General features: G+C 41.2%; 21 protein-coding genes and 1 tRNA gene. 19 read left to right on the plus strand and 3 right to left on the minus strand.

Translation table 11 applies throughout. The features are described from left to right. Nucleotides 1-209 precede the first annotated feature (209 nt). The 6 genes from IV67_RS02985 to IV67_RS03010 all read left to right on the plus strand — a co-directional run bounded on the left by IV67_RS02985 (nt 210) and on the right by IV67_RS03010 (nt 7291). Entirely contained in the window at nt 210-2228 is a 2019-nt protein-coding gene (locus IV67_RS02985; RefSeq protein WP_057787042.1) for a DHH family phosphoesterase, read from the plus strand. A 13-nt stretch (nt 2229-2241) separates the two neighbouring features. Next, nucleotides 2242-2694, plus strand: a complete 453-nt coding sequence (gene rplI / locus IV67_RS02990) for a 50S ribosomal protein L9 (RefSeq protein ID WP_057786967.1) — start codon at nt 2242-2244, stop codon at nt 2692-2694. A 222-nt stretch (nt 2695-2916) separates the two neighbouring features. After that, nucleotides 2917-4326, plus strand: a complete 1410-nt coding sequence (gene dnaB / locus IV67_RS02995; protein ID WP_057786969.1) for a replicative DNA helicase — start codon at nt 2917-2919, stop codon at nt 4324-4326. A gap of 67 nt (nt 4327-4393) precedes the next feature. Next, complete coding sequence (locus IV67_RS03000; protein WP_057786971.1) at nt 4394-5593, plus strand: MDR family MFS transporter; 1200 nt, start codon at nt 4394-4396, stop codon at nt 5591-5593. A 5-nt stretch (nt 5594-5598) separates the two neighbouring features. Next, on the plus strand, nt 5599-6156 hold the full coding sequence (locus IV67_RS03005) for an FUSC family protein (protein WP_057786973.1): 558 nt from the start codon (nt 5599-5601) through the stop codon (nt 6154-6156). A 175-nt stretch (nt 6157-6331) separates the two neighbouring features. Continuing rightward, nucleotides 6332-7291 (plus strand): quinone oxidoreductase family protein, encoded by a 960-nt coding sequence (locus IV67_RS03010; RefSeq protein WP_057786975.1) that lies wholly within the window; start codon nt 6332-6334, stop codon nt 7289-7291. A 39-nt stretch (nt 7292-7330) separates the two neighbouring features. On the opposite strand, the gene IV67_RS03015 is transcribed toward IV67_RS03010, so the two are convergent. After that, entirely contained in the window at nt 7331-7771 is a 441-nt protein-coding gene (locus IV67_RS03015; protein WP_057786977.1) for a YbaN family protein, read from the minus strand. Nucleotides 7772-7912: 141 nt separating this feature from the next. On the opposite strand from IV67_RS03015, the gene ispE reads away from it, so the two are divergent. The 5 genes from ispE to IV67_RS03040 all read left to right on the plus strand — a co-directional run bounded on the left by ispE (nt 7913) and on the right by IV67_RS03040 (nt 12288). Further along, complete coding sequence (gene ispE, locus IV67_RS03020; RefSeq protein ID WP_057786979.1) at nt 7913-8770, plus strand: 4-(cytidine 5'-diphospho)-2-C-methyl-D-erythritol kinase; 858 nt, start codon at nt 7913-7915, stop codon at nt 8768-8770. 32 nt (nt 8771-8802) lie between these two features. Further along, nucleotides 8803-9582 (plus strand): SseB family protein, encoded by a 780-nt coding sequence (locus tag IV67_RS03025; protein ID WP_057786981.1) that lies wholly within the window; start codon nt 8803-8805, stop codon nt 9580-9582. Nucleotides 9583-9632: 50 nt separating this feature from the next. Next, the gene (locus tag IV67_RS03030; RefSeq protein ID WP_057786983.1) at nt 9633-10640 is read left to right on the plus strand and encodes an NAD(P)/FAD-dependent oxidoreductase; all 1008 of its coding nucleotides are present in this window, start codon (nt 9633-9635) and stop codon (nt 10638-10640) included. Nucleotides 10641-10725: 85 nt separating this feature from the next. Then, the gene (gene gpmA / locus IV67_RS03035; protein WP_057786985.1) at nt 10726-11439 is read left to right on the plus strand and encodes a 2,3-diphosphoglycerate-dependent phosphoglycerate mutase; all 714 of its coding nucleotides are present in this window, start codon (nt 10726-10728) and stop codon (nt 11437-11439) included. Between the two features lie 216 nt (nt 11440-11655). Beyond that, nucleotides 11656-12288, plus strand: a complete 633-nt coding sequence (locus IV67_RS03040) for a DedA family protein (protein ID WP_057786987.1) — start codon at nt 11656-11658, stop codon at nt 12286-12288. Between the two features lie 36 nt (nt 12289-12324). On the opposite strand, the gene IV67_RS03045 is transcribed toward IV67_RS03040, so the two are convergent. Further along, entirely contained in the window at nt 12325-12927 is a 603-nt protein-coding gene (locus IV67_RS03045; protein ID WP_057786989.1) for an HdeD family acid-resistance protein, read from the minus strand. Between the two features lie 115 nt (nt 12928-13042). Next, nucleotides 13043-14410 (minus strand): UDP-N-acetylmuramoyl-tripeptide--D-alanyl-D-alanine ligase, encoded by a 1368-nt coding sequence (locus IV67_RS03050; protein WP_057786991.1) that lies wholly within the window; start codon nt 14408-14410, stop codon nt 13043-13045. A gap of 149 nt (nt 14411-14559) precedes the next feature. Here IV67_RS03050 and mreB point away from each other — a divergent pair, with 149 nt between their 5' ends. The 8 genes from mreB (at nt 14560) to IV67_RS03090 (ending at nt 20851) form a co-directional block, all read left to right on the plus strand. Beyond that, nucleotides 14560-15543 carry a rod shape-determining protein gene (mreB, locus tag IV67_RS03055; RefSeq protein ID WP_057786993.1) on the plus strand — a complete coding sequence of 328 codons (984 nt, stop codon included), beginning with the start codon at nt 14560-14562 and terminating at the stop codon, nt 15541-15543. Between the two features lie 10 nt (nt 15544-15553). Then, the gene (locus IV67_RS03060) at nt 15554-15763 is read left to right on the plus strand and encodes a DUF2969 family protein (protein WP_057786995.1); all 210 of its coding nucleotides are present in this window, start codon (nt 15554-15556) and stop codon (nt 15761-15763) included. Nucleotides 15764-15773: 10 nt separating this feature from the next. Beyond that, the gene (locus IV67_RS03065) at nt 15774-16967 is read left to right on the plus strand and encodes an FtsW/RodA/SpoVE family cell cycle protein (RefSeq protein WP_057786997.1); all 1194 of its coding nucleotides are present in this window, start codon (nt 15774-15776) and stop codon (nt 16965-16967) included. 60 nt (nt 16968-17027) lie between these two features. Next, nucleotides 17028-17825, plus strand: coding sequence for a pyrroline-5-carboxylate reductase family protein (locus tag IV67_RS03070; RefSeq protein ID WP_337250196.1), 798 nt, complete (start codon nt 17028-17030; stop codon nt 17823-17825). A gap of 73 nt (nt 17826-17898) precedes the next feature. After that, nucleotides 17899-17970: transfer RNA gene (locus IV67_RS03075), tRNA-Glu, on the plus strand. Between the two features lie 77 nt (nt 17971-18047). Next, entirely contained in the window at nt 18048-18857 is an 810-nt protein-coding gene (locus IV67_RS03080) for an HAD-IIB family hydrolase (protein ID WP_057787001.1), read from the plus strand. A gap of 117 nt (nt 18858-18974) precedes the next feature. Then, nucleotides 18975-20141: an N-acetylglucosamine-6-phosphate deacetylase gene (nagA, locus tag IV67_RS03085; RefSeq protein WP_057787002.1), complete on the plus strand. Its 1167-nt coding sequence runs from the start codon at nt 18975-18977 to the stop codon at nt 20139-20141. A gap of 8 nt (nt 20142-20149) precedes the next feature. Further along, on the plus strand, nt 20150-20851 hold the full coding sequence (locus tag IV67_RS03090; protein WP_057787004.1) for a GntR family transcriptional regulator: 702 nt from the start codon (nt 20150-20152) through the stop codon (nt 20849-20851). Nucleotides 20852-20886 lie beyond the last annotated feature (35 nt).

Below are 20886 nucleotides of genomic sequence, written 5' to 3' on the forward strand. Positions count from 1 at the left end.
CACGGCAGAAGAGATGGTAAAAATTGAAGCGTTTCATTATCTGTGATGGGCAGTTAATGAAACGTTTTTTGTTGTGCTAACCTGTTGTCAAATGTGGATGCAGGTTAAAATATTTTAATTTAAGCTTTAAACATGCTATAATGTCTATTAATATTAAAGATTTTATTAAGGAGAACCAATTAGTGAAACAAGAGCAGAAAAAATTAAGCATGCCAAAGCTGTTTCAAACCCGCGGCATTGGTTGGATTGCAATCCTCGTTTCGCTGATCGCTCTATTGGGAACAATTTTGGCGTTTAATATGAGTTGGTTAATTGGTGTCATCTGGCTAGTTTTGGTCTTCATTGCCTTGATGTTTATTTTCAAAACCTTACGTGAAATGAGTGAGGATACCGCCCATTATTTAACGAATTTATCATATCGCATTAAACGTAGTGGTGAAGAATCAGCCCTACAAATGCCGGTTGCTTTGATTTTGTATAATGAAAATCATGCCATCAATTGGGTCAATCCCTATATGCAGTCATTGTTAGGTGATGAAATTATTATTGGTCAAAATTTAGCCGATGTCTGTGAAGCTATGGAGCAAGCTGTTGAAACAGCGATAGAGTCAGCCGAAACGAATGAAGGTGAAGATGAGGTAACAACGCATAAGACGCGTTTAGCTTTTAAGGATCGCTATTTTGAAGTGACCGTCCAAACTGATATTCAAGTCATTTATTTGTATGATGTTACTGAGAATGAAGCCATTAAGCAGAATTACGAAGATCATCGTTTGTTTATTGGTTTGGTATCAGTCGATAACTATGATGAAGTAACGGAAAGTATGAGCGATGCGAATGCTTCGACTTTGCGTACATTTTTGACGCGTTCATTTACCAATTGGATGGACGCCCATCAAATCTATACACGTCGAACGGCCGTCGATCGTTTCATGATTATTGGTTATGATGAAGGTTTGAAGCAAGCCGAAAGTGATAAATTCAGTATTTTGGATGACATTCGTGAAGCAACTTCAGCCCAAAATATGCCATTGACGCTAAGTATTGGAATTGCTTATCACGAATTATCAATTAATCGTCTCGCTGAAAATGCCCAATCTAATCTGGACTTGGCTTTGGGCCGTGGTGGTGATCAGGTTGTTGTGAAGGCTGAAGATGGGGAAGCCCGTTTCTATGGTGGTAATACTAATCCGATGGTTAAGCGTACGCGTGTGCGTGCCCGTGTGATTTCACAAGCCTTAAGTGATTTGATTTCACAAGCTGATCAAGTCTTTATCATGGGACATTCAAAACCTGATATGGACTCATTTGGAGCCGCACTTGGGGTGCGACGCATTGCCCAAATGCATGACAAGCCATCATGGGTCGTGTATGACACCACGCAACCTGCGCATTCAGATATCAAGAAATTGTTAGTTGAGCTGTCAGGTGAATCCCGTAATGAAAATGCCGTGATTATGCCCGATGAAGTTTTGAATCAAGCGACTGAACATAGTCTATTGATTATGGTTGACCATTCAAAGCCATCAATTACGGAATCAGAGCCAGTCTATCAACGTTTACGTGAACGTGTGATTGTGATTGATCATCACCGTCGTGGTGAAGAATTCCCTGAAGAGCCACAATTGGTGTATGTTGAATCATATGCCTCTTCAAGTTCTGAATTGGTTTCTGAATTATTTGAATATCAACCGAATAATCGTGCCCGTGGTTTGACCCGTGTCGAAGCGACAGCAATGTTGGCTGGAATTCAAGTTGATACTAAGTCATTTACATTGCGGACAGGAACGCGTACCTTTGATGCGGCGAGTTATCTACGTTCAGTGGGTGCCGATGGGACTTTGATTCAAGATTTGATGAAGGAATCTGTGGAAGCGACCCGTGACCGTTCACGCTTGATTGAACAGGTTAAGGTGAATAATGGGGTGGCCATTGTTGTCGGCGAAGATACAATGACTTATGATCCCGTTGTGGCCGCACAAGCAGCCGATAGTTTGTTACAATTAATAGATGTAAAGCGTTCATTTGTCATTACACGTCGTGATGAAGAAACAATTGCGATTTCTGCCCGTTCTGATGGAACGGAAAATGTGCAGATTGTGATGGAACAAATGGGTGGTGGTGGCCATTTGAGTAATGCGGCAACGCAATTGAAGGAAATCACGACTGACCAAGCGCATGCACAACTGCAAGCCATTTTAGATGAGCAAGCGGAGACTGAAGAATAAAGGAGCACACAACATGAAAGTTATTTTTTTGGAAGATGTTAAGGGCCGTGGTAAGAAGGGCGACATTAAGGATGTTCCTGATGGATACGCAAACAACTTTTTGATTAAGAATCATAAAGCAGAGCCTGCAACTAAAAAGAATGTTGCCGTAAGCAATGCCAAGAAGAAGGCTGAAGCGCGTGATGCTGCAGAAGAAAAAGCTGCTGCAGAAGATTTGAAAGCAAAGCTTGAAGATGATGCATCAGTTCTTGAATTAACAGCTAAGGCTGGAAATGATGGTCGTTTGTTTGGTGCCGTATCATCAAAGCAAGTTGTTGAAGCTGCACAATCACAACTTGGTCTTAAGTTGGATAAGCGCAAGATGGATATGAAAGAACCTATCCGTGCCTTGGGTTACACAAACATCAAGATTAAATTACACAAAGACGTTGAAGCAACATTACGCGTTCACGTGGCTGAAAAGTAAATTTAAAAAAGAAAACGCCGTTCTTGTAACGGCGTTTTTTTGTAGTTGAATTGAAAGGTTTCAACTTAAACGTTTATTCTGTATAAAATGGCAATTATGATTTGTCAAATAGCCAATTTTAGCTTAGACTGAAGGATATGTTTAAGGACAATTGGGATACATAAAAAACAATGCCAAGTTTGGGAATGTCCAACTTGAGATAATTTAGAAAGAGGTGAGCCCATGCCAGACAATAATCAGAATGTGGCGATTAGTGCACCACAAGATATTAGTGCTGAACAAGCGGTATTAGGGTCAATCCTATTGTCGACTGATCCAACAGATTTAGTGGCACAAGTGTCAACGGTTTTGGTACCAGAAGATTTCTTTCGGACAGCCCATCAACTAATTTATCGCGCTATTTTAAGCTTAGATGAATCACAACGTGCCATTGACGTTTTGACGATTACTGATGAACTAGAAAAGAATAATCAGGTTGAAAATGTTGGCGGGATGGCTTATTTAACGGAATTGGCAACCAGTGTGCCAGTGGCCGGAAATGCCATGTATTATGCACGGATTGTGAAGGAGAAGTCACTTCGTCGTGAATTGATTGATACTTTACAAGAAGGTACGCAAGGTTCATATACTGGCGCAACTGACATTGAAGAATTGGTTTCAGATATTAGTACGAAATTGGATTCAATCAATGCGGGTGAAAAGACGACTGATTTTAAGGACATTGCTGAAGTCGTGACGCGTTCGTTTGAACAAATCGAAGCCAATTCAGGAACTGATGACCAAGTGACCGGATTAGCAACGGGATATCCGGCCTTAGATAATTTAACGACTGGCTTCCACGGTGGTGAAATGATTATTGTGGCTGCGCGTCCCGCCGTTGGTAAGACTGCTTTCGTTTTGAATATTGCGCAGCGTGTCGCAGTGGCTGACCCAGGGCTCCCAGTTGTTATTTTTTCTTTGGAAATGCCGGACACAGCTTTGGTTAACCGTATGTTAGCAGCGGAAGGAAATATTAATTCCCAACACATGCGTACAGGTAGTTTAGACCCTGAAGAATGGAATAGTTTAGCCGTGGCAATGGGTTCATTGTCAAAGACTAAGATTTTTATTGACGATACACCTGGAATTAAGGTGAATGAAATCCGTTCAAAGTTGCGTCGTTTACAGAAAAAAGAAGGCCAAATTGGGCTAGTGATTATTGACTACTTGCAGTTGATTGAAGGTAGTGGTTCTGAAGGGCGTCAGCAAGAAGTGTCGGCAATTTCACGTTCGATTAAGAAAATGGCGATGGAATTGGATACACCCGTGATTGCGCTATCACAGTTATCACGTAGTGTGGAACAGCGTCAAGACAAGCGTCCGATGTTGTCTGATATTCGTGAATCTGGATCAATTGAGCAAGACGCGGACATTGTGGCGTTCTTATATCGTGATGATTATTATCGTGAAAATGAAGATGATGATAGTCCACAAGATCCACGTGATGAAGAACAACAGGATGTGGGTGAAATTGAAGTCATTATTGAAAAGAACCGTTCCGGTGCACGTGGAACGGCCCGTCTATTATTCGTGAAATCTTATAATAAGTTTTCAAACATTGAATATCGTGATGATGGTAATGGTTTTGGATAAAAAATATAAAGGAATCAGTCAATCGGTGATGGTTGACTGATTCTTTAATTGCAAGGGGGCAATTGGAATGCAGCAACAAAAACAAGGCATGGTCCTTAAGTGGTTATTAATCGCGTCACTGATTAATAATTTTGCGTTTGGTTTGATTTGGCCAATCGTGACAGTTTATGTGAATACAAGTTTACAACAGTCATTGGTTGTTGTCGGATGGGTCATGTTATTAATTGCATCTGGACAGGCATTTGGTTCAATTATTAGTGGGCGTTTATTTGATCGTTTTGAACCATATCGCTTAATCCTGTTTGGGACTGGGGCCATGATTGCGATTCAAGTAATCTTGATTTTCTTTCATGGCTGGCCTAGTTATGTGATTAACCTGATTATTGCGTCGTTGTTAAATGGTTGGATTATGGCGTTAATCAATGGTTATGGGACATTAGTTCGTAGTCGTGATGGCCGTTTTGTGTTTAATATGTTGTACTTTACCAATAATTTTGGAATGGTTTTGGGAACGGCCTTATTGGGGATTATTTATCCCTTTGGAATTGCGTGGCTCTTTGGCTTAGCGGTGGTCTTGTATATTGGGCTATTAGTGATTGTGCGACGTAATTTCAAAATTGATGCCAGTTTTTCAACGTATAAAGATGGGGAACAGACGAGTACATTACCACGCTGGAATCGTCGTTTGGTGTATAGTGTAATTATCGGTTTGGTTGTCTTGTGGATTGCATATGCACAGTGGCAAGGTAACTTATCAGTCTATATGACGCAAGATTTGAAATTACCACTCTGGCAATACTCATTATTGTGGTCAATTAACGGATTGTTGATTGCGGTGATTCAATTGGGGATGAACGCCTTTAAACTAACTGAAAGTTCAAAAGCAATGTGGGTGCAAATTTTTGGTGGTATGGCCATGTTTGGAGTTGCGTTCTTAGTTTTGCCACACGCAACTAGTTTTGCCGGTTTTGCGTTGGCGATGGTCGTAACAACTTTGGGTGAAGTAACTGCCTTTCCAATGATTCCGGCCTTAGTGAATGAATTGACGCCTGATAATTTGAAGGGTCGTTACCAAGGGCTAGTGGCTGCCGCACCTTCAGTTGGTCGTGCCATTGGACCATTGTTAGGTGGGATTGTCATCGAACAGCATGGTTATACGGCGTTGTTTGATAGTGGGGCTGCCCTTGTCTTCTTGACTGTTGTGGCACTGGCCTTATTAATTTATAAAGGTTATCGACAAACTGAAAAATTTAATGAAGGAGCTTAGTGTCTATGCAAACCCCGCAGTTACAATTTAGATTTGGTCTTCGAACCCTGAAAACAGGGATTTCAGTGATGATTTTGGTCATCATTTTTCTACTGTTAGACCGTGGAAATCCAATGATTGCATGTCTTTCAGCTGTGTTTTCTTTACGACAAGATTTTGAAACGACGATTCAATTTGGTAAATCACGTGTGATTGCGAATGCTTTCGGTGGGGCTTTTGCGATGGTTTATTCACTTTCGCTCATGGCAACCAATCATGCTTATTGGGTCCAGATATTGGTCTTGCCGGTCTTATTGATGATGTTAATTGCGACCAATGATGCTATTAATAATAATAGCGGTATTATTGGGGCATCAGCCGCATTTTTGATGATTTGCTTTACCATTCCTGCGGATGGAGACTATCTCTACGCTGTAGCGCGAGTAATTGATACATTTATTGGTATGGCTGTGGCGATTTTAATGAATGTTGGTGTACACCCCATTCACTTTGAAGAGCCATTAAAGGCTGAAGTTGAAGCAATTCACGAGAAAATTGTGGAAGAAATTGAACATAAAGATTAAAGTTAAAAGCAAGCCATCGTGGCTTGCTTTTTTTGTAATATGTGAATTTTTTTATGTATGATAAAATGCATCAGCTTCACAGGGCCTAGAATTTGATTGGATGTCTTGTTTTTTTATTGCAAAGTGTTACATTTTAAGCAGATAAAACATTAAATGATAATAAGGAGTTTATAAAATGCGAGCAATTCAAATTAATGAAGCAGGTGGTCAGCCAGTGTTGACCGATATTCCGGCACCAGCAACGGTAGATGCTGATCAAGTCTTAATCAATGTTAAAGCAGTGGCTTTGTCTAATTTGGCAAAGCGTGTGGCGCAAGGCCAGCATTATTCATCAGATGCACACTATCCCAAGACAGTTGGCTTGGATGGTGTTGGGGAATTAGCAGACGGGACGCCAGTTTATTTTGATCAACCCGTGGATGGTGGAACTTTGGCGGAACAAGTGGTGGTGCCATTAGAGCGCGTGCTTGAATTACCAAATGGTTTAGACTTAAAGCAGGCAGCGGCTTTAGCAAACCCTGGGATGAGTTCAGTTGCAGCTTTGGTTTACCGCGCGCATGTTAAGCCAGGTGAGACTGTGCTAATTAATGGGGCAACTGGTGTTGCGGGGACATTAGCGGTTAACATCGCCCGCTTATTAGGTGCTGGGAAAGTTATTGTGACTGGTCGTCGCGGAGCTGCGCTGGCACAAACAGGCGCAGATGTGATGATTGCTTCAGAAGGTTTAGATTTAGAGCAAACTGAGGACCGCGCCGCTTATGCGCAAAGTATTGGGGCAGTAGCCAGTTCGGTTGACGTGGTTTTGGACTATTTGTATGGCGCTAGTGCTGAAATCTTATTAGACGTTTTAGCAAAAAAGACGGCAGGTAGTCATACTGTCCGCTTTGTTCAAATTGGGTCAATGGCGGGTACAACTATTCAATTGCCTGCAAGTGTCTTACGTGCATCTAAAATTGAGTTGATGGGGTCTGGATTACAGTCAGTCGATGCTGAAGATTTGCAAGATGCCATTGAACACGTTTATCAATTAGCTCAACGATATGATTTAACAGTACCTGTTCAAACTTTTGATGTTGCCCAAATTAATCAGGCTTGGGATGCAGGGAATAATCCGCGTACGGTGATCACTTTTTAAAGCATAAGAAAAGACGCACATTGAGCATGTGCGCCTTTTTTATTCTTGTTCTAAAGCATCTTGTGAGGATTCAAATTCTTCAACTTGAGCAACTGGCTTATGATCTCTAAACCAATTGTTAAAAAGATAACCGCGATAGAAACCTTCCATACTGATGATTTGCGCTGCTGAACAGGCAATCAGTGTTAAACGTAACCATAGCTTTGGAACGGTGAAAAAGGGGATCGCCATAAAAGCAGCTGACATAATGTAAATACCAATGCGTTGCTTTTGACTGAGTTTACGTTGGTAAACGCCTTCTTCAACATAGCGTTGATAATATTTGTTTGCGAGTAACCAAGCGTGCAGGCGTGGTGATGATTTGGCAAAACAAAGGGCCGCAAAGAAGTAAAAACCAGTCGTTGGTAAGCCCGGAATCCAAATGGCAACGGTGCCAATTGAAAATAAAATTAATCCTAATAACATGTATAAATAGCGCATGTAGTCAATATCCTTTATGAATTTTTGGCTGATAACTAGGCATATTATAGCAAGAATATGCGACGGCGCCTATGGATTCCCCTATTTTGTCGTAGATTTGTTATAATATTTTTAATACTAAAAGCGAATGGGGGATGTTTGATGGAAATTTTGGAACGCGCATATGCCAAACTAAATCTCAGCTTGGATACCCCGTATTTACATCGCGATGGACAACAGGAATGGGACATGTTTATGGTGCCCATTGATTTAGCTGATTCGGTAACCATTAAAACAACTCATGATCATCAGGACATTCATGTCGAATCAACGAGTGGGGTGTTACCGTTAAATGAAAAAAACCTGGCCTATCAAGCGGCGTTGTTAATGCGACAATACGCGAAGCGGCAAGAAGGAATTGATATTCATATTGATAAAAAAATTCCGGTTGCGGCTGGATTGGGTGGTGGATCATCTGATGCAGCGGCGGTGCTTCGTGGTTTAAATAAAATGTGGCAGTTGAACTTGGCTGAGGCTGAACTGGCGAAAATGGGACTAGCCATTGATGCGGATGTACCATTTTGTGTGTACAGTCGACCTGCGCGAGTGACTGGACGGGGTGAGATTGTTGAGCCGATGGCTGCGAAACTACCATCACTATGGTTGGTTGTTTCCAAGCCGGCGGTCAGTGTATCGACACCTAAAATTTTGAAGCAAGTTGATTATGATGCTTTGAAACATGGCGATATGAACGAATTGATGACGAGTTTGGAACAAGGGAATATGGATCAAGCTTATCAAGAAATGTTTAATGTATTGGAACCTGTCACAGCCGCTCGTTATCCTGAGATTATTAAATTGAAGCAAAAAATGCACAAATTTGGGGCTCAGGTTGCACAAATGTCTGGGACTGGACCGACTGTGTTTGCCGTTGCTAATCGGGAGTCACGCGCACGCCGAATTTATAATGGTGTCCGTGGATTTGTTCAAGAAACATTTATTGTTCATATAGTACAATAGACATAAGCTATACAAATAGGAGAGTGAAGATTTTGGAATTGGATATTAGAAATGATGACTTGATTAAGGCATTGCATACCTTACGCGAGAATCAAAATGAAGATACAGAAGCACAATATACGCAAGCCTTGCTAAACGCACAATTTATTGCGCCAGTTAGCTTTACTCAAGAACCAGAACCACAAGAAGATGGTTCACTATTGGTTCCTGAAGGGACAGAATTGCGCATCGTGACTTTGGAAAACGAAGCCGGTGAAATGGTCTTCCCTGTCTTTACAGATATGGAAAACTATAATGAAGGTGGCGAATGGGAAGCTGAATTACCTGTCTACCCTTACCCAATGACAATTGAAGAGTATTTGCCAATGGTCTTTGACGAATCAGGTGAGAAGCCAATGGGTGGATTGGTTTTGAACCAATTCACTGAAGATGGGATGCCAATCTCACTTGGTAATATGGCTTATTTGGCGAATGTTCTTGAAGCGCTCAAGAATGATGGTGAAATGCAAGTCAGTTCTGCTGAAAGCATTGCCCCTGGTCCATTGCAATATGAAATTGTTAGTTTAGCTGATGATCACAGTGATGTGATTAACCGCCTTTACTTGCTTTGGTTGAGCCAAGGCGAACAAGGTTCATATTTGGTGGTAGTTGATAGTGATAATCGTGAAGCTGCAACGGCTTTGGAATCAGAATTCACTAAGGTGTTTGAAGAAAATGCCGGGGATGAAGGATCTGACTTCAACTTGATTATGCTTGAAGACTTCGATGTTGATATGGACGAATTTACACCAACTTTTGATCGAAATGTCTAAGTTTAAGCCACTCTTTTAATAGAGTGGTTTTTTCATAAGGGGGAATGACGATGTCAGATACACAGGTAGCGATTATTGGGGCTGGACCGGTTGGCTTATATGCCGCATTTTATGCGCGTTTACGGGGCTTGGATGTAACTGTGGTGGATAGTTTGAGTAGTAGTGGGGGCCAAGTGGCACATTTATATCCACAAAAAGAATTGTTGGATATTCCTGGTTTTGTTTCAATTGATGGGCAGCAATTAACGCAACAGTTGTACCAACAAGCCGCCCAATTAGCGCCACATTTTAAATTTAATACAACCGTGACCGATGTACGTTATGATGAGGCCGATGCGCAATTTACTTTGGTGACCGATCAAGGTGAGCTTACGGCGCAAAAAGTTATCTTAGCGATTGGGCGTGGTGCGTTTGAACCAAAGCGGCTACCGAATGATTTAGGGGCAGCGTATGAAGGGGATGGCGTTTATTATGTTGCTGATGATTTACAAAAGTTCGCCGGACGCGATGTGCTTGTTGCGGGTGGCGGTGATTCAGCGGTTGACCAAGCCTTGGCATTGGAACCCATTGCCAACCAGGTATATCTAACGCATCGGCGTGATAATTTCCGTGCGATGGCATATACCTTGGATCAACTTGCGACATCTAATGTACGCATGTTAACGCCATTTAGCATCAGTGAAATTGAACGAGTTGATGAAAAATTAGTGGTGCAGCTGATGGGAGCTGACGCAACGGATTCCGTTGTTGTTGATGATTTAATTGTCAGTTATGGCTTTCGTTCTGACGCACAGTTAGTTGAGGCTTGGACAAGTCACCCAAAGATTGAACGGCAACACTGTGTTGTGGCACGCACGATGGAAACGACGGTGCCTGGTTTATATGCAGTCGGGGATATCGCAGGTTATCCAGGAAAAACAGATTTAATTGCAACTGGTTTTGGTGAAGCGCCATTAGCGATTCATGATATTTTGATGCAATTGGCGCCAGAAAATGCCGGTCCACTACATTCATCAGGCTTTACCATTAAAGATGGTCAAATTGATCAATTAAAATAATTTGAAAGATTTTTTGGCGCACGAATGCGCAATTGTGAAAAATTTGTTATACTATAGGGAAATAAAATAAAAAAGAGGTATTGTCATGTCTAAATTAGTTATGGTTCGTCACGGACAAAGTGAATGGAATGCAAAGAACTTGTTTAATGGTTGGGTTGACACAAAGTTGAGCCCAGTTGGAGTTGAACAAGCACAAGAAGCAGGACAACTATTGGCTGAATCAGGAATTCAATTTGATCAAGCTTATACATCAGTTTTGACACGTGCCATTCAAACATTGCACTTGGTTTTGGAAGAAGATGGACAACTTTGGATTCCAGAAGCAAAGTCATGGCGTTTGAACGAACGTAATTACGGTGCTTTGCAAGGTTTGAACAAGGCCGATGCTGCTGAAAAGTGGGGAGATGACCAAGTTCACCAATGGCGTCGTTCATACGATGTTTTGCCACCATTGTTGGAAGGTCATGACGAAACAGTGACTGTTGAAGGTGAAACTTACGCTTCATTCGACCGTCGTTATGCTGATGTTCCTGAAGGTGAACTACCATTGGGTGAAAACTTGAAGGTTACTTTGGAACGTGTCTTGCCATACTGGAACGAGACAATTTCAAAGGACTTGGCTGCTGGTAAGAACGTGATTATTGCTGCCCACGGTAACTCATTGCGTGCCCTTGCTAAGCACATTGAAAAGATTTCTGATGAAGACATCATGGGTCTTGAAATTGCTAACGGACAACCAATCGTTTATGATTTGGACGAAAACTTGGACGTTATCTCAAAGGACATTTTGACAAAATAAGCATCATTCATCTATATTAAAAAACTGTTTGCCGGCATTAGCTGCAAACAGTTTTTTTGTTTTATATTTCACAAACGCTGTATTTTTTGAAAAAGTTTGCTTTAAGTTTGACTAAGGTTTGATATGGTCAAATAAATACTTAGAAAATAATGAATGTTGCATCGCATATGAACGAGTAGGGTGTAACGACGTGATACGCGTAGAAATGAGGGACTGATGGAACAGTTTATTGAAACTGCGATAAATCAATTTGGATATCTAGCCATTGCGCTGTTGATTGCGATTGAAAATATATTTCCGCCAATACCATCTGAGTTAATTTTAACTTTTGCTGGATTTTTGACGACTAGCTCACAATTGACGATTGTTGGTGCAATTATTGCTGCAACAGTGGGGGCCGGAATTGGAGCAGCTGTCTTATATTGGGTTGGAACGTTTTTGGACATGGACCGTCTTGAACAACTAGTGAATAGTCGTCTGGGACGGATGTTACATTTGCGTTTAAAAGATTTTGAAAAAGCAGAATATCACTTTACGAAGCATGGGCGTTTAGCAGTCTTTCTGGGGCGCTTTGTACCGGTTGTCCGTAGCTTGATTTCAGTACCAGCTGGAATGACAAAAATGCCATTTGGTACCTTTATGTTATATAGTTTGGCGGGAGCTGGAATCTGGAACACAGTCTTAATTGTTTTGGGACACTACGCTGGACAGGCTTGGAAGCAAGTGATTGTTTGGGCTGATGATTTCAAGATTGTCGTTGTGATTATTGTGGCCTTGGTGGCAGTTGCTTGGTTAGCATATTATTTGTATAACAAAAAGCGCACCCCAGCAAAATCAGTTGAAGATTAAAAAAACACGCAATTCATTGAATTGCGTGTTTTTGTTTTAATTTTTATGACGTGGACTAAAGAGGGCAATGAAGAGGAAGAAGATTCCTAAGATATCTGAAAAGATACCGATTAAAGTCGTCATTGTACTTGCTGGAATGTCTGAAACCAATGTTAGGTAAAGCCCCATTCCCAGACCAACCGCACCAAGGGCAAGTGTAATTAGACGTTGCCAATTACGTAATAACTCAGGTGACCAACTTTGTGCGAGCATACTTGTTGCATTGAAGAGAATCCAAAAACCGAAGATAAGGCTTGAAAAGTCCTTCGTAACATCTTGACGGAATAAAAAGATGAGACCTAAAACGGTACTAAGGAGTGCACTCATCAAGAATGCACCGCGCAAGTAAGTGCTTTTAGAAAAAAGCATTAAATCAATAACGGCAATGAAAATTGAAAAAATTGCGAATAAGGGCGTCATTGAGGTTAATGTGTTTTCTGGAAAAATAAAAGCTAAAATTCCAAGAACAATGGATACAATTCCGGCACCAACTAAGAAACGACGTGTTAGTTCAGTGACGATTACCTTTTGTTCAGGCTTGCTTTCGGGGCGGACGGTAACATCAGGTTCCGTCTCAGGATTGACTTCTTGTTTTGACATGTGACGATATACTCCTTACCTAATTAATATAGCTAAGTCTAGCAACTTGTAAACCAAGCGTCAAATGGCAATACGGCCAAATAAAAACAGCCATTAAAATATGGCTGTTTAGTATTTAATCAATAAGTTTTTCAACAACGTTTTCTAAATGAATCCCATGTGATCCCTTTAGGAGCAAGATGTCATCGGCTGTCAATTGGGCTTGAAGCGCTGATGTTAAGTCATCTAAAGCATTTGATGGATAGAGATGGACTTGATCAGCTGGATATTTTGTTGCTAAGGCATCAGCTAAGGCTTCCATGAGTTCACCGACCAAATAAACCTGTTGAATCTTTTCGGGATCTAAGTCTGGTGCTAAACTAGCGTGTAGTTCAGGTGCAGCTGTTCCTAGTTGAAGCATATCACCCAAAACGGCAATGCGCTTACCATCAGTTGGGACAGTGCTGAAAGATTGCAGAACTTCTTTAGCTGCGGTTGGATTTGAGTTATAAACATCAGATAGAATCTGACCACCAAAACGACCATTCAACCATTGGGTACGGTTAGCAGTAATTGGTGCATTGATTAAGGCATCAGCCATTTTGGCGTCATCAATGCCTAATAGATGCCCAACACTAATTGCTGACAAAGCATTGGCAACGTTATAGCATCCGGTTAATGGGATAGTAAAGCTTTGATTGCTAGTATTAGTTGTGAAAGTTGCCTTGGTTGGCGTCATTTCAATGTCAGATGCGAACAAATCATTTTCTGAATTAAGGCCAAAACGGACACTGTGCAAATTGTCTTTGGCACCAACACGTTCGATTAATAAAGGTTCGTCCCCGTTATAAACCAAGGTGCTATCTGACTTGAAGCCGTCTGTAATTTGCATTTTACCATCAGCGATGCGACCACGGGTCTTAAAGAATTCGATGTGGGCCTCACCAATCATTGTCAGTACAGCAATATCAGGTTGGACCATCGTTGATAGTTTGTTTAAATCACCCGGATGATCCATCCCTAGTTCTAAGACCAAGAGTTCTGTATCATCATCCATGGCTAAAATCGTTGTTGGCACGCCAATTTCATTGTTGAAGTTTTCAGGTGTCTTTAAAGTTTTAAACTTTGTGGCACCAATTGCGGCAATTAAATCTTTTGTGGTTGTTTTACCATTTGAACCTGAAATTGCGACAACTTTAGGTGCAACTTTATGGAGATAGAATTCAGCAACCGCTTGGAACGCAGTCAGTGTATCATCGACTAAAATCAACGGAATTTCAGTTGGATAGGGGGTGTGGTCTTTTTGCCAAAGGGCAGCAGTGGCACCATTTTGAACGGCGCTATCGATATAGGCGTGTCCATCATTGTCAGCAACAAGCGGTACAAATAAACTGTCAGGCTTAGCTTGACGTGAATCAAAACTGGTGGTCGTGACCGTGACGTTTTGTTCGTTTTGAATCGGTGCATGCAAAGCATCGGCAATTTGTTGAATTGAAAGTTTCATATAAATTATCCTCTGTGAATTGTATTTTCTCTAAATCAATTTTACACTGGAACAGAAACAACAAGCAAATTAAATCAAATTTGTTGTATACTAATATGATAGAATATTAAAATTAAAAACAGATAGTCTGTTTATGAAGAGGTGAAAACATGGCTAAAACAATTGGAATTGATTTAGGTACGGCAAACGTCCTGATCTATGTTGAAGGCGAAGGGATTGTACTTAATGAACCATCCGTTGTGGCAATTGATACCCAAAAGGAAAAGGTCTTAGCAGTCGGAACCGATGCGTACAAGATGGTTGGACGTACGCCTGGAAATATCCGCGCTGTACGTCCTTTGAAGGATGGTGTGATTTCAGATTTTGATATGACTGAAGCAATGTTGTCATATTTCATGTCAAAATTAAATGCCAAAGGGGTTATGAGTCGTCCGAATGTGATGGTTTGTGCACCTACTAATATTACTGAAATTGAACGTAAAGCGATTATTGAAGCCGCTGAAAAATCAGGTGGTGGCACTGTTTATCTTGAATATGAACCAAAGGTTGCCGCTGTTGGGGCTGGTTTGAATATTTTCTCACCAATCGCCTCAATGGTGATTGACATGGGTGGTGGAACATCAGATATTGCGGTGCTTTCACTTGGTGATATTGTGCGTAGTGAATCAATTCGCTTTGCTGGTGATCGCTTGAATGCAGATATTGCTAACTACATTAAGCGCGAATTTGGTTTGCAAGTTGGGGAACGTACCGCTGAAACGGTGAAAATCCAATTAGGAACAGCAATTCCAGTTGATGAACCTAAGGAAATGGAAGTCCGTGGTCGTGATACATTCTCAGGAATGCCACGTACCATCACTTTAGATGAAAACGTTATTGAAGCAGCAATCCATGATTCAATTGCCCATGTTGCTAAGTCAGCGCACCATGTGCTTTCTGAATTGCAACCAGAACTTTCAGCCGATATTATTGATCGTGGCATTGTTTTGACTGGTGGTGGTGCGCTGTTACATGGTATGGATAAGTACCTAGCGGATGAATTGCAAGTACCAGTTATGATTTCAGATAGTCCATTAGATAATGTGGCGAAGGGTGCTGGGGAGTTACTTGAACATATCACGAAGGGTGCCTAAAGGGGGACACATGTCGAAAAAAAATAAAGCAATCTCAGTTGAGATTAGTGATCCGATTGATAATCGATCAGAAGTTAAAGTTAATAAAGTTGTCTTAGGTCATATTATTGAACAAGACGATGCGGTAACAATTGAATATGCTGACAAGCGTTCAGCAAAGGCCCCTGATTTTGATACAGGTGTGTCAATGCTGATTGCTGAATACAATTTGCACCATTAGAGGTGATCTGATGTTTAAACGATTTTTTAGTTCAAAGGGTGAAATCGACTGGTCAATTGTGTTTGTGGTCATGATGTTAGCTATTATTGGACTGGCATCGATTTATGTGGCAGCAACCCATGATGGGACGGGAATTAATGTTTCACGTATGGTCATCATGCAATTCATCTATTACATGCTAGGGGTTGGCATTGTCATTTTCATTATGCAATTTGACTCAGAGCAGTTATGGCGACTGTCCCCTTATATTTTCGGAATTGGTGTGATTCTCATGATTGGTGTGCTCTTCTTTTATAGTCGTGCATACGAAGCCCAGACTGGTGGAAAATCATGGTTTGCTTTAGGGCCGGTCACATTCCAACCTTCCGAAGTGATGAAACCAGCTTTTATTGTGATGTTGGCACGTGTTATTGCAAAACATAATTTTGATAATCCAATTCATACGATGGAGTCAGATTGGAAGTTGTTGGCAAAAATCATTGCTTGGACGATTCCGGTTGTTATATTGGTTTTGTTACAACATGATTTTGGAACAATGTTAGTCTTTTTGGCCATTGTCTTTGGAATGGTAATCGTATCTGGGATTTCTTGGAAAATTTTAGGGCCAATTTTAGTGGTCGGAACAATTGTGGCCAGTGTCACATTACTATTGGTTACCCAAACGTGGGGTCGTCATCTGTTAGAACAAGTTGGTTTTGAAGCGTATCAATTCGATCGTGTTGATTCATGGTTGAATCCGCAAGGAGATACATCAAATGCCGGTTATCAATTGTGGCAGTCGATTAAAGCGATTGGATCTGGTGGTTTAGCCGGAACTGGCTTTAACGTGTCACACGTTGATGTGCCAGTGCGTGAGTCTGATATGATTTTTGCTGTGATTGGTGAAAACTTTGGCTTTATCGGTAGTATTGTGGTGTTGATTTTGTACTTCTTATTGATTTACCAAATCTTCCAAGTTGTGTATGATACATCAAATCAGTTCTATGCTTATATTTCAGCTGGGGTTGTGATGATGTTGCTTTTCCACATCTTTGAAAACATTGGGATGTCAATTGGTTTGGTACCGTTGACCGGAATTCCACTACCATTTATTTCACAAGGTGGTTCGGCGATTATTGGAAATATGATTGGAATTGGTTTGATAATGTCGATGCGTTATCATAATCAATCGTTCTCACTTTCTAATCGCCAAGGATTTGAATAAGGTAAAATGTGAAAGAAGTTTAGTCAAAAGCTGAACTTCTTTTTTCTTACAAATAAGGAGATAAACATGTTAACAATTGGATTTGTTGGATCAGGTCAAATCGCACAAGCGATGATTAAAGGGTGGACGGGTAATTCGGAAATTGAACAACTCGTCTATTCAAAAAATCAGGCAACAAAAGTGGCGGACGCCTTTGGGATTGAAGCCCGACGTTCAGTATTGGAGTTATGGCAAGATTCGGATATCGTCATTTTGGCGGTACCTGAAACAGGTTTACGTGCGTTAGCACCACAATTACAAATGGCTGCGATGGTTAAGCCCAGTGTGATTGTCACTTCAGTCGTTGATGGTGTTGATTTTGAAACTTTGCATCAATTGTTGGGCGAAAAATTGATGATTACACGTGCCTTGCCAAACATTAATGTCGCAGTTCGTGAAGGGTATACAGGCTTAGCGTTTGAAAGTGATATTGATGAAGAAGTGAAGGGAGCGATTGCAATGTTGTTCCTTGAGCTTGGTCGTGCTGACGAGTACGCTGAGCATCAATTCGGTGCTGTAAGTGCCTTGGCAAGTGCCGGACCAGCTTATGTCGCATCATTTGCAGATGTATTGGCGCATGCAGCCATTGAAAACGACATCGATATTGAACGAGCAGTCTGGATGGTTGAGCAAACCCTTTTTGGAACGGCTACCCGTATGAAAAAAATGCAGGAAAGTCCAAAAATGGTTGAACAAGCGGCCGCGCCCACAGATAGTGCAGCCAAGGCGGGCTTAGATGCGCTTGCGGCAAGCGAATTTACTGCTAGTATTAAGGCTGCCATTCAAACCGCCCGCAATGTCAGTGAAAAAAATAATTAATTTTAAAAAAGTAGTTGCATGAACTCTATATATCTGATATTATAGTTTTTGTTGTTAAAGCAACTACAATTTTGGCTCATTGGTCAAGCGGTTAAGACTCCGGTTTTTCACACCGGCATCCAGGGTTCGACTCCCTGATGAGCTATCGATAGGAATCCCCTTTGTGATAAAGGGGATTTTTTTGTACAATTAGAGTATAAACTAATGGATGAGGTAAGCAGCATGGAATTTATTGTGACGGATTTGGATGGCACATTTTTAGATGATAATAAGCATTTTAATGCCAAGCTTTTTGATGAAGTTCTAACTGATTGGGAAGCAGCAGGAAATCGCTTTGTTATTGCGACTGGACGTGAATTGAAGTGGGTTGAAAAAGTCTTTTCAGATTTTGTCGATCGCATTGATGTTGTCTCAAGTAATGGTGCTGTTGTCCGACCATTGGGTCTACCAGAAATGCGTTCAATGATTGCACCTGAAACATTGGTTGAATTACAACATTTTATTGAACAAAGCGGTCTTTTACCGACTGGCGGTTTACGGACATATACCGATGATGCCATGTACCTTGTGGATGGCATGGGTGAGATTGAACCTGAATCTTATGCTTTTATGAGTTCACTATACGATGGCGTGGATGAAATTAAGAGTTTAGCAGAAGTTAAGACGCCCGTAAGCACCGTGACTGGTCGTTGGCCTGGAAACCATGAGGACGGCTATCAAGTCATGGAAGCCATTAACCAATCTGGTTTACCTTTGTTTGCGACAACCTCAGGTTATGGAACTGTTGATATTTTGCCAGCAGGTGTCAATAAGGCAATGGCTTTGGATAAGTTAGTGGCAGCCCTTGGGACAACCAATGATCATTTGGTAGCCTTTGGTGATGGTATGAATGACTATGAGATGCTACAACATGCCCATACTGGCTATGTGATGCCAAATGGAAATGCCTTTTTATTGGAACAAAAAGAATTCAAACATGCGGCCTTTGATAATAATCATGATGGTGTTTTGAAAACAATTCAAGCATGGTAAACAATAAGCGTGGTGATGAAAATCGTCACTCTTTTTTATTTTACTGGAAAAATTGGACTAGACCATCTATAATAGAAAGAGAACAAAGTTGTGATGCAGATTTGATAGGGGGAAATTATGAGTAAAGTACTAATTCATGCGACAATTTACACCGGTAATCAGGATTTGCCAGTGATTGAAGATGGTTATATTCGCTTCAATAAGACCATTCAAGCAATGGGACCAATGGCAACATATCAGCCTGCCGCTGGAGATGAAGTTGAGCATGTCGAACAAAAAATCATTGTACCAGGATTTATTGACACACATACCCATGGTGCTTATGGGTTTGATACAATGGATGGTAATGTTGATGATTTGTTGAAGATGGTACAGGGACAATTAAGTGAAGGAATCACAACAATTTTCCCAACGACGATGACCCAATCAGTTGATAGCATCAGTCAAGCCATGGTTGCGATTAATGAGGCCGCTCAAAAAGAACCAGCGATTAAAGGGGTTCATTTGGAAGGTCCATTTGTAAATCCACATTATAAAGGTGCTCAACCAGAACAATACATGATTGCGCCATCTGTTGAATTGGTTCAAAAATGGAATGAATTATCAGGTAATCGCGTACGCTTGATTACGTATGCCCCTGAACGAGCTGAAAATTTGACTGAATTTGAAGATTATTTATTGCAAAATAATATCCAAGGATCAATTGGTCATTCAGATGCAACCCGTGAATTCTTAAAAGACCAAGTTAGAGCAAGTCGTGTCACCCATTTGTATAACGCACAACGTCCCATGCACCATCGTGAGGCTGGCGTAACTGGACATGCAATGCTCGAACAAAATATTCATGGTGAATTGATCGTTGATGGTTACCATGTGGCGCCAGATATGGTTAAATTAGCTTATCAAGTAAAATCAGCTAAGCGGATTGACTTAATTACAGACTCAATGCGTGCTAAAGGTTTGGGTGATGGTGAATCTGAACTTGGTGGACAAAAAGTTTGGGTTAAAGACAAACAAGCCCGCCTTGAAAATGGAGCGCTTGCTGGTTCTGTGCTTGAATTTGATGATGCCTTCCGTAATGTGATGAACTTTACGGGTGCTAGCATTGAAGAAGCCGTTCAAATGGCTTCTGTCAACCAAGCCGAAGCGTTTGGATTGACGCAAAAGGGAACTTTAGAAGTTGGGAAAGATGCTGACTTAAATGTCTTTACCCATGATTTAAATCAATTGACAGATACTTATAGTGTTGGACGTCACTTTACGAAAGCTGATGCTCCAAAGTAGGAGGAAACATGAAGGCGCCAGTATATATTAAAATTCACGATGAAATTCGCGAAGCAATTGATGCCGGTCGCTGGAAGCCTGGAGATAAGATTCCAGCTGAACGTGAATTGGCCGAACAATTTGATGTTTCGCGTATGACTTTACGCCAGGCAATTATGTTGTTAGTGGATGAAGGTGTGCTTGATCGACGTGTTGGTTCAGGAACTTTTGTATCTGAGCCTAAGGTGCAAGAACAATTAAATGGGGTCGTGTCATTTACTGAAATGATGGCAGCGTCAGGTAAAACGGCAACATCAAAGACCGTCAGTTATCATTTGAGCTCGGCCTCAACGTCAGAACAAAAGCGTTTGAACTTAGACGCAGGGCAGCAAGTTTTACGGATGGAACGTGTCCGTTACGGGGATGGCGAGCCAATTGCCTATGAGGTTGCGTCGATTCCAGCTGAACTCGTTGAAGGTCTGCAACGTGAGACTTTGTCGAATTCACTTTATAAAACATTGTTAGAAGAACGTGGTTTACGTGTGTCGCACGCGCAGCAAACGGTTACAGCAGCAGCTGTTACTGAGCGAGTGGCTGATTTATTGCAAATCAAGCGTAATGATCCAGTCCTTGTTTTGCGTCAAATTACTTTTGACCAAAAGCAAGAGCCGTTTGAATATGTGCGGACACAATATGTGGGATCACGTTTCGAATTCTACCTCGATCGTTAAACTCAACGAAAAGATTGCCATTAGCAGAGAAATTT

The sequence above is a fragment of the Weissella minor genome (genome assembly GCF_001437425.1).
GTDB lineage: Bacteria > Bacillota > Bacilli > Lactobacillales > Lactobacillaceae > Weissella > Weissella minor.

Coding starts and splice junctions, on each gene's coding strand:
- IV67_RS02985 (WP_057787042.1), top strand. CDS start 210: ATGCCAAAGCTGTTTCAAACCCGCGGCATTGGTTGGATTGCAATCCTC.
- rplI (WP_057786967.1), top strand. CDS start 2,242: ATGAAAGTTATTTTTTTGGAAGATGTTAAGGGCCGTGGTAAGAAGGGC.
- dnaB (WP_057786969.1), top strand. CDS start 2,917: ATGCCAGACAATAATCAGAATGTGGCGATTAGTGCACCACAAGATATT.
- IV67_RS03000 (WP_057786971.1), top strand. CDS start 4,394: ATGCAGCAACAAAAACAAGGCATGGTCCTTAAGTGGTTATTAATCGCG.
- IV67_RS03005 (WP_057786973.1), top strand. CDS start 5,599: ATGCAAACCCCGCAGTTACAATTTAGATTTGGTCTTCGAACCCTGAAA.
- IV67_RS03010 (WP_057786975.1), top strand. CDS start 6,332: ATGCGAGCAATTCAAATTAATGAAGCAGGTGGTCAGCCAGTGTTGACC.
- IV67_RS03015 (WP_057786977.1), bottom strand. CDS start 7,771: ATGCGCTATTTATACATGTTATTAGGATTAATTTTATTTTCAATTGGC.
- ispE (WP_057786979.1), top strand. CDS start 7,913: ATGGAAATTTTGGAACGCGCATATGCCAAACTAAATCTCAGCTTGGAT.
- IV67_RS03030 (WP_057786983.1), top strand. CDS start 9,633: ATGTCAGATACACAGGTAGCGATTATTGGGGCTGGACCGGTTGGCTTA.
- gpmA (WP_057786985.1), top strand. CDS start 10,726: ATGTCTAAATTAGTTATGGTTCGTCACGGACAAAGTGAATGGAATGCA.
- IV67_RS03040 (WP_057786987.1), top strand. CDS start 11,656: ATGGAACAGTTTATTGAAACTGCGATAAATCAATTTGGATATCTAGCC.
- IV67_RS03045 (WP_057786989.1), bottom strand. CDS start 12,927: ATGTCAAAACAAGAAGTCAATCCTGAGACGGAACCTGATGTTACCGTC.
- IV67_RS03050 (WP_057786991.1), bottom strand. CDS start 14,410: ATGAAACTTTCAATTCAACAAATTGCCGATGCTTTGCATGCACCGATT.
- mreB (WP_057786993.1), top strand. CDS start 14,560: ATGGCTAAAACAATTGGAATTGATTTAGGTACGGCAAACGTCCTGATC.
- IV67_RS03060 (WP_057786995.1), top strand. CDS start 15,554: ATGTCGAAAAAAAATAAAGCAATCTCAGTTGAGATTAGTGATCCGATT.
- IV67_RS03065 (WP_057786997.1), top strand. CDS start 15,774: ATGTTTAAACGATTTTTTAGTTCAAAGGGTGAAATCGACTGGTCAATT.
- IV67_RS03080 (WP_057787001.1), top strand. CDS start 18,048: ATGGAATTTATTGTGACGGATTTGGATGGCACATTTTTAGATGATAAT.
- nagA (WP_057787002.1), top strand. CDS start 18,975: ATGAGTAAAGTACTAATTCATGCGACAATTTACACCGGTAATCAGGAT.
- IV67_RS03090 (WP_057787004.1), top strand. CDS start 20,150: ATGAAGGCGCCAGTATATATTAAAATTCACGATGAAATTCGCGAAGCA.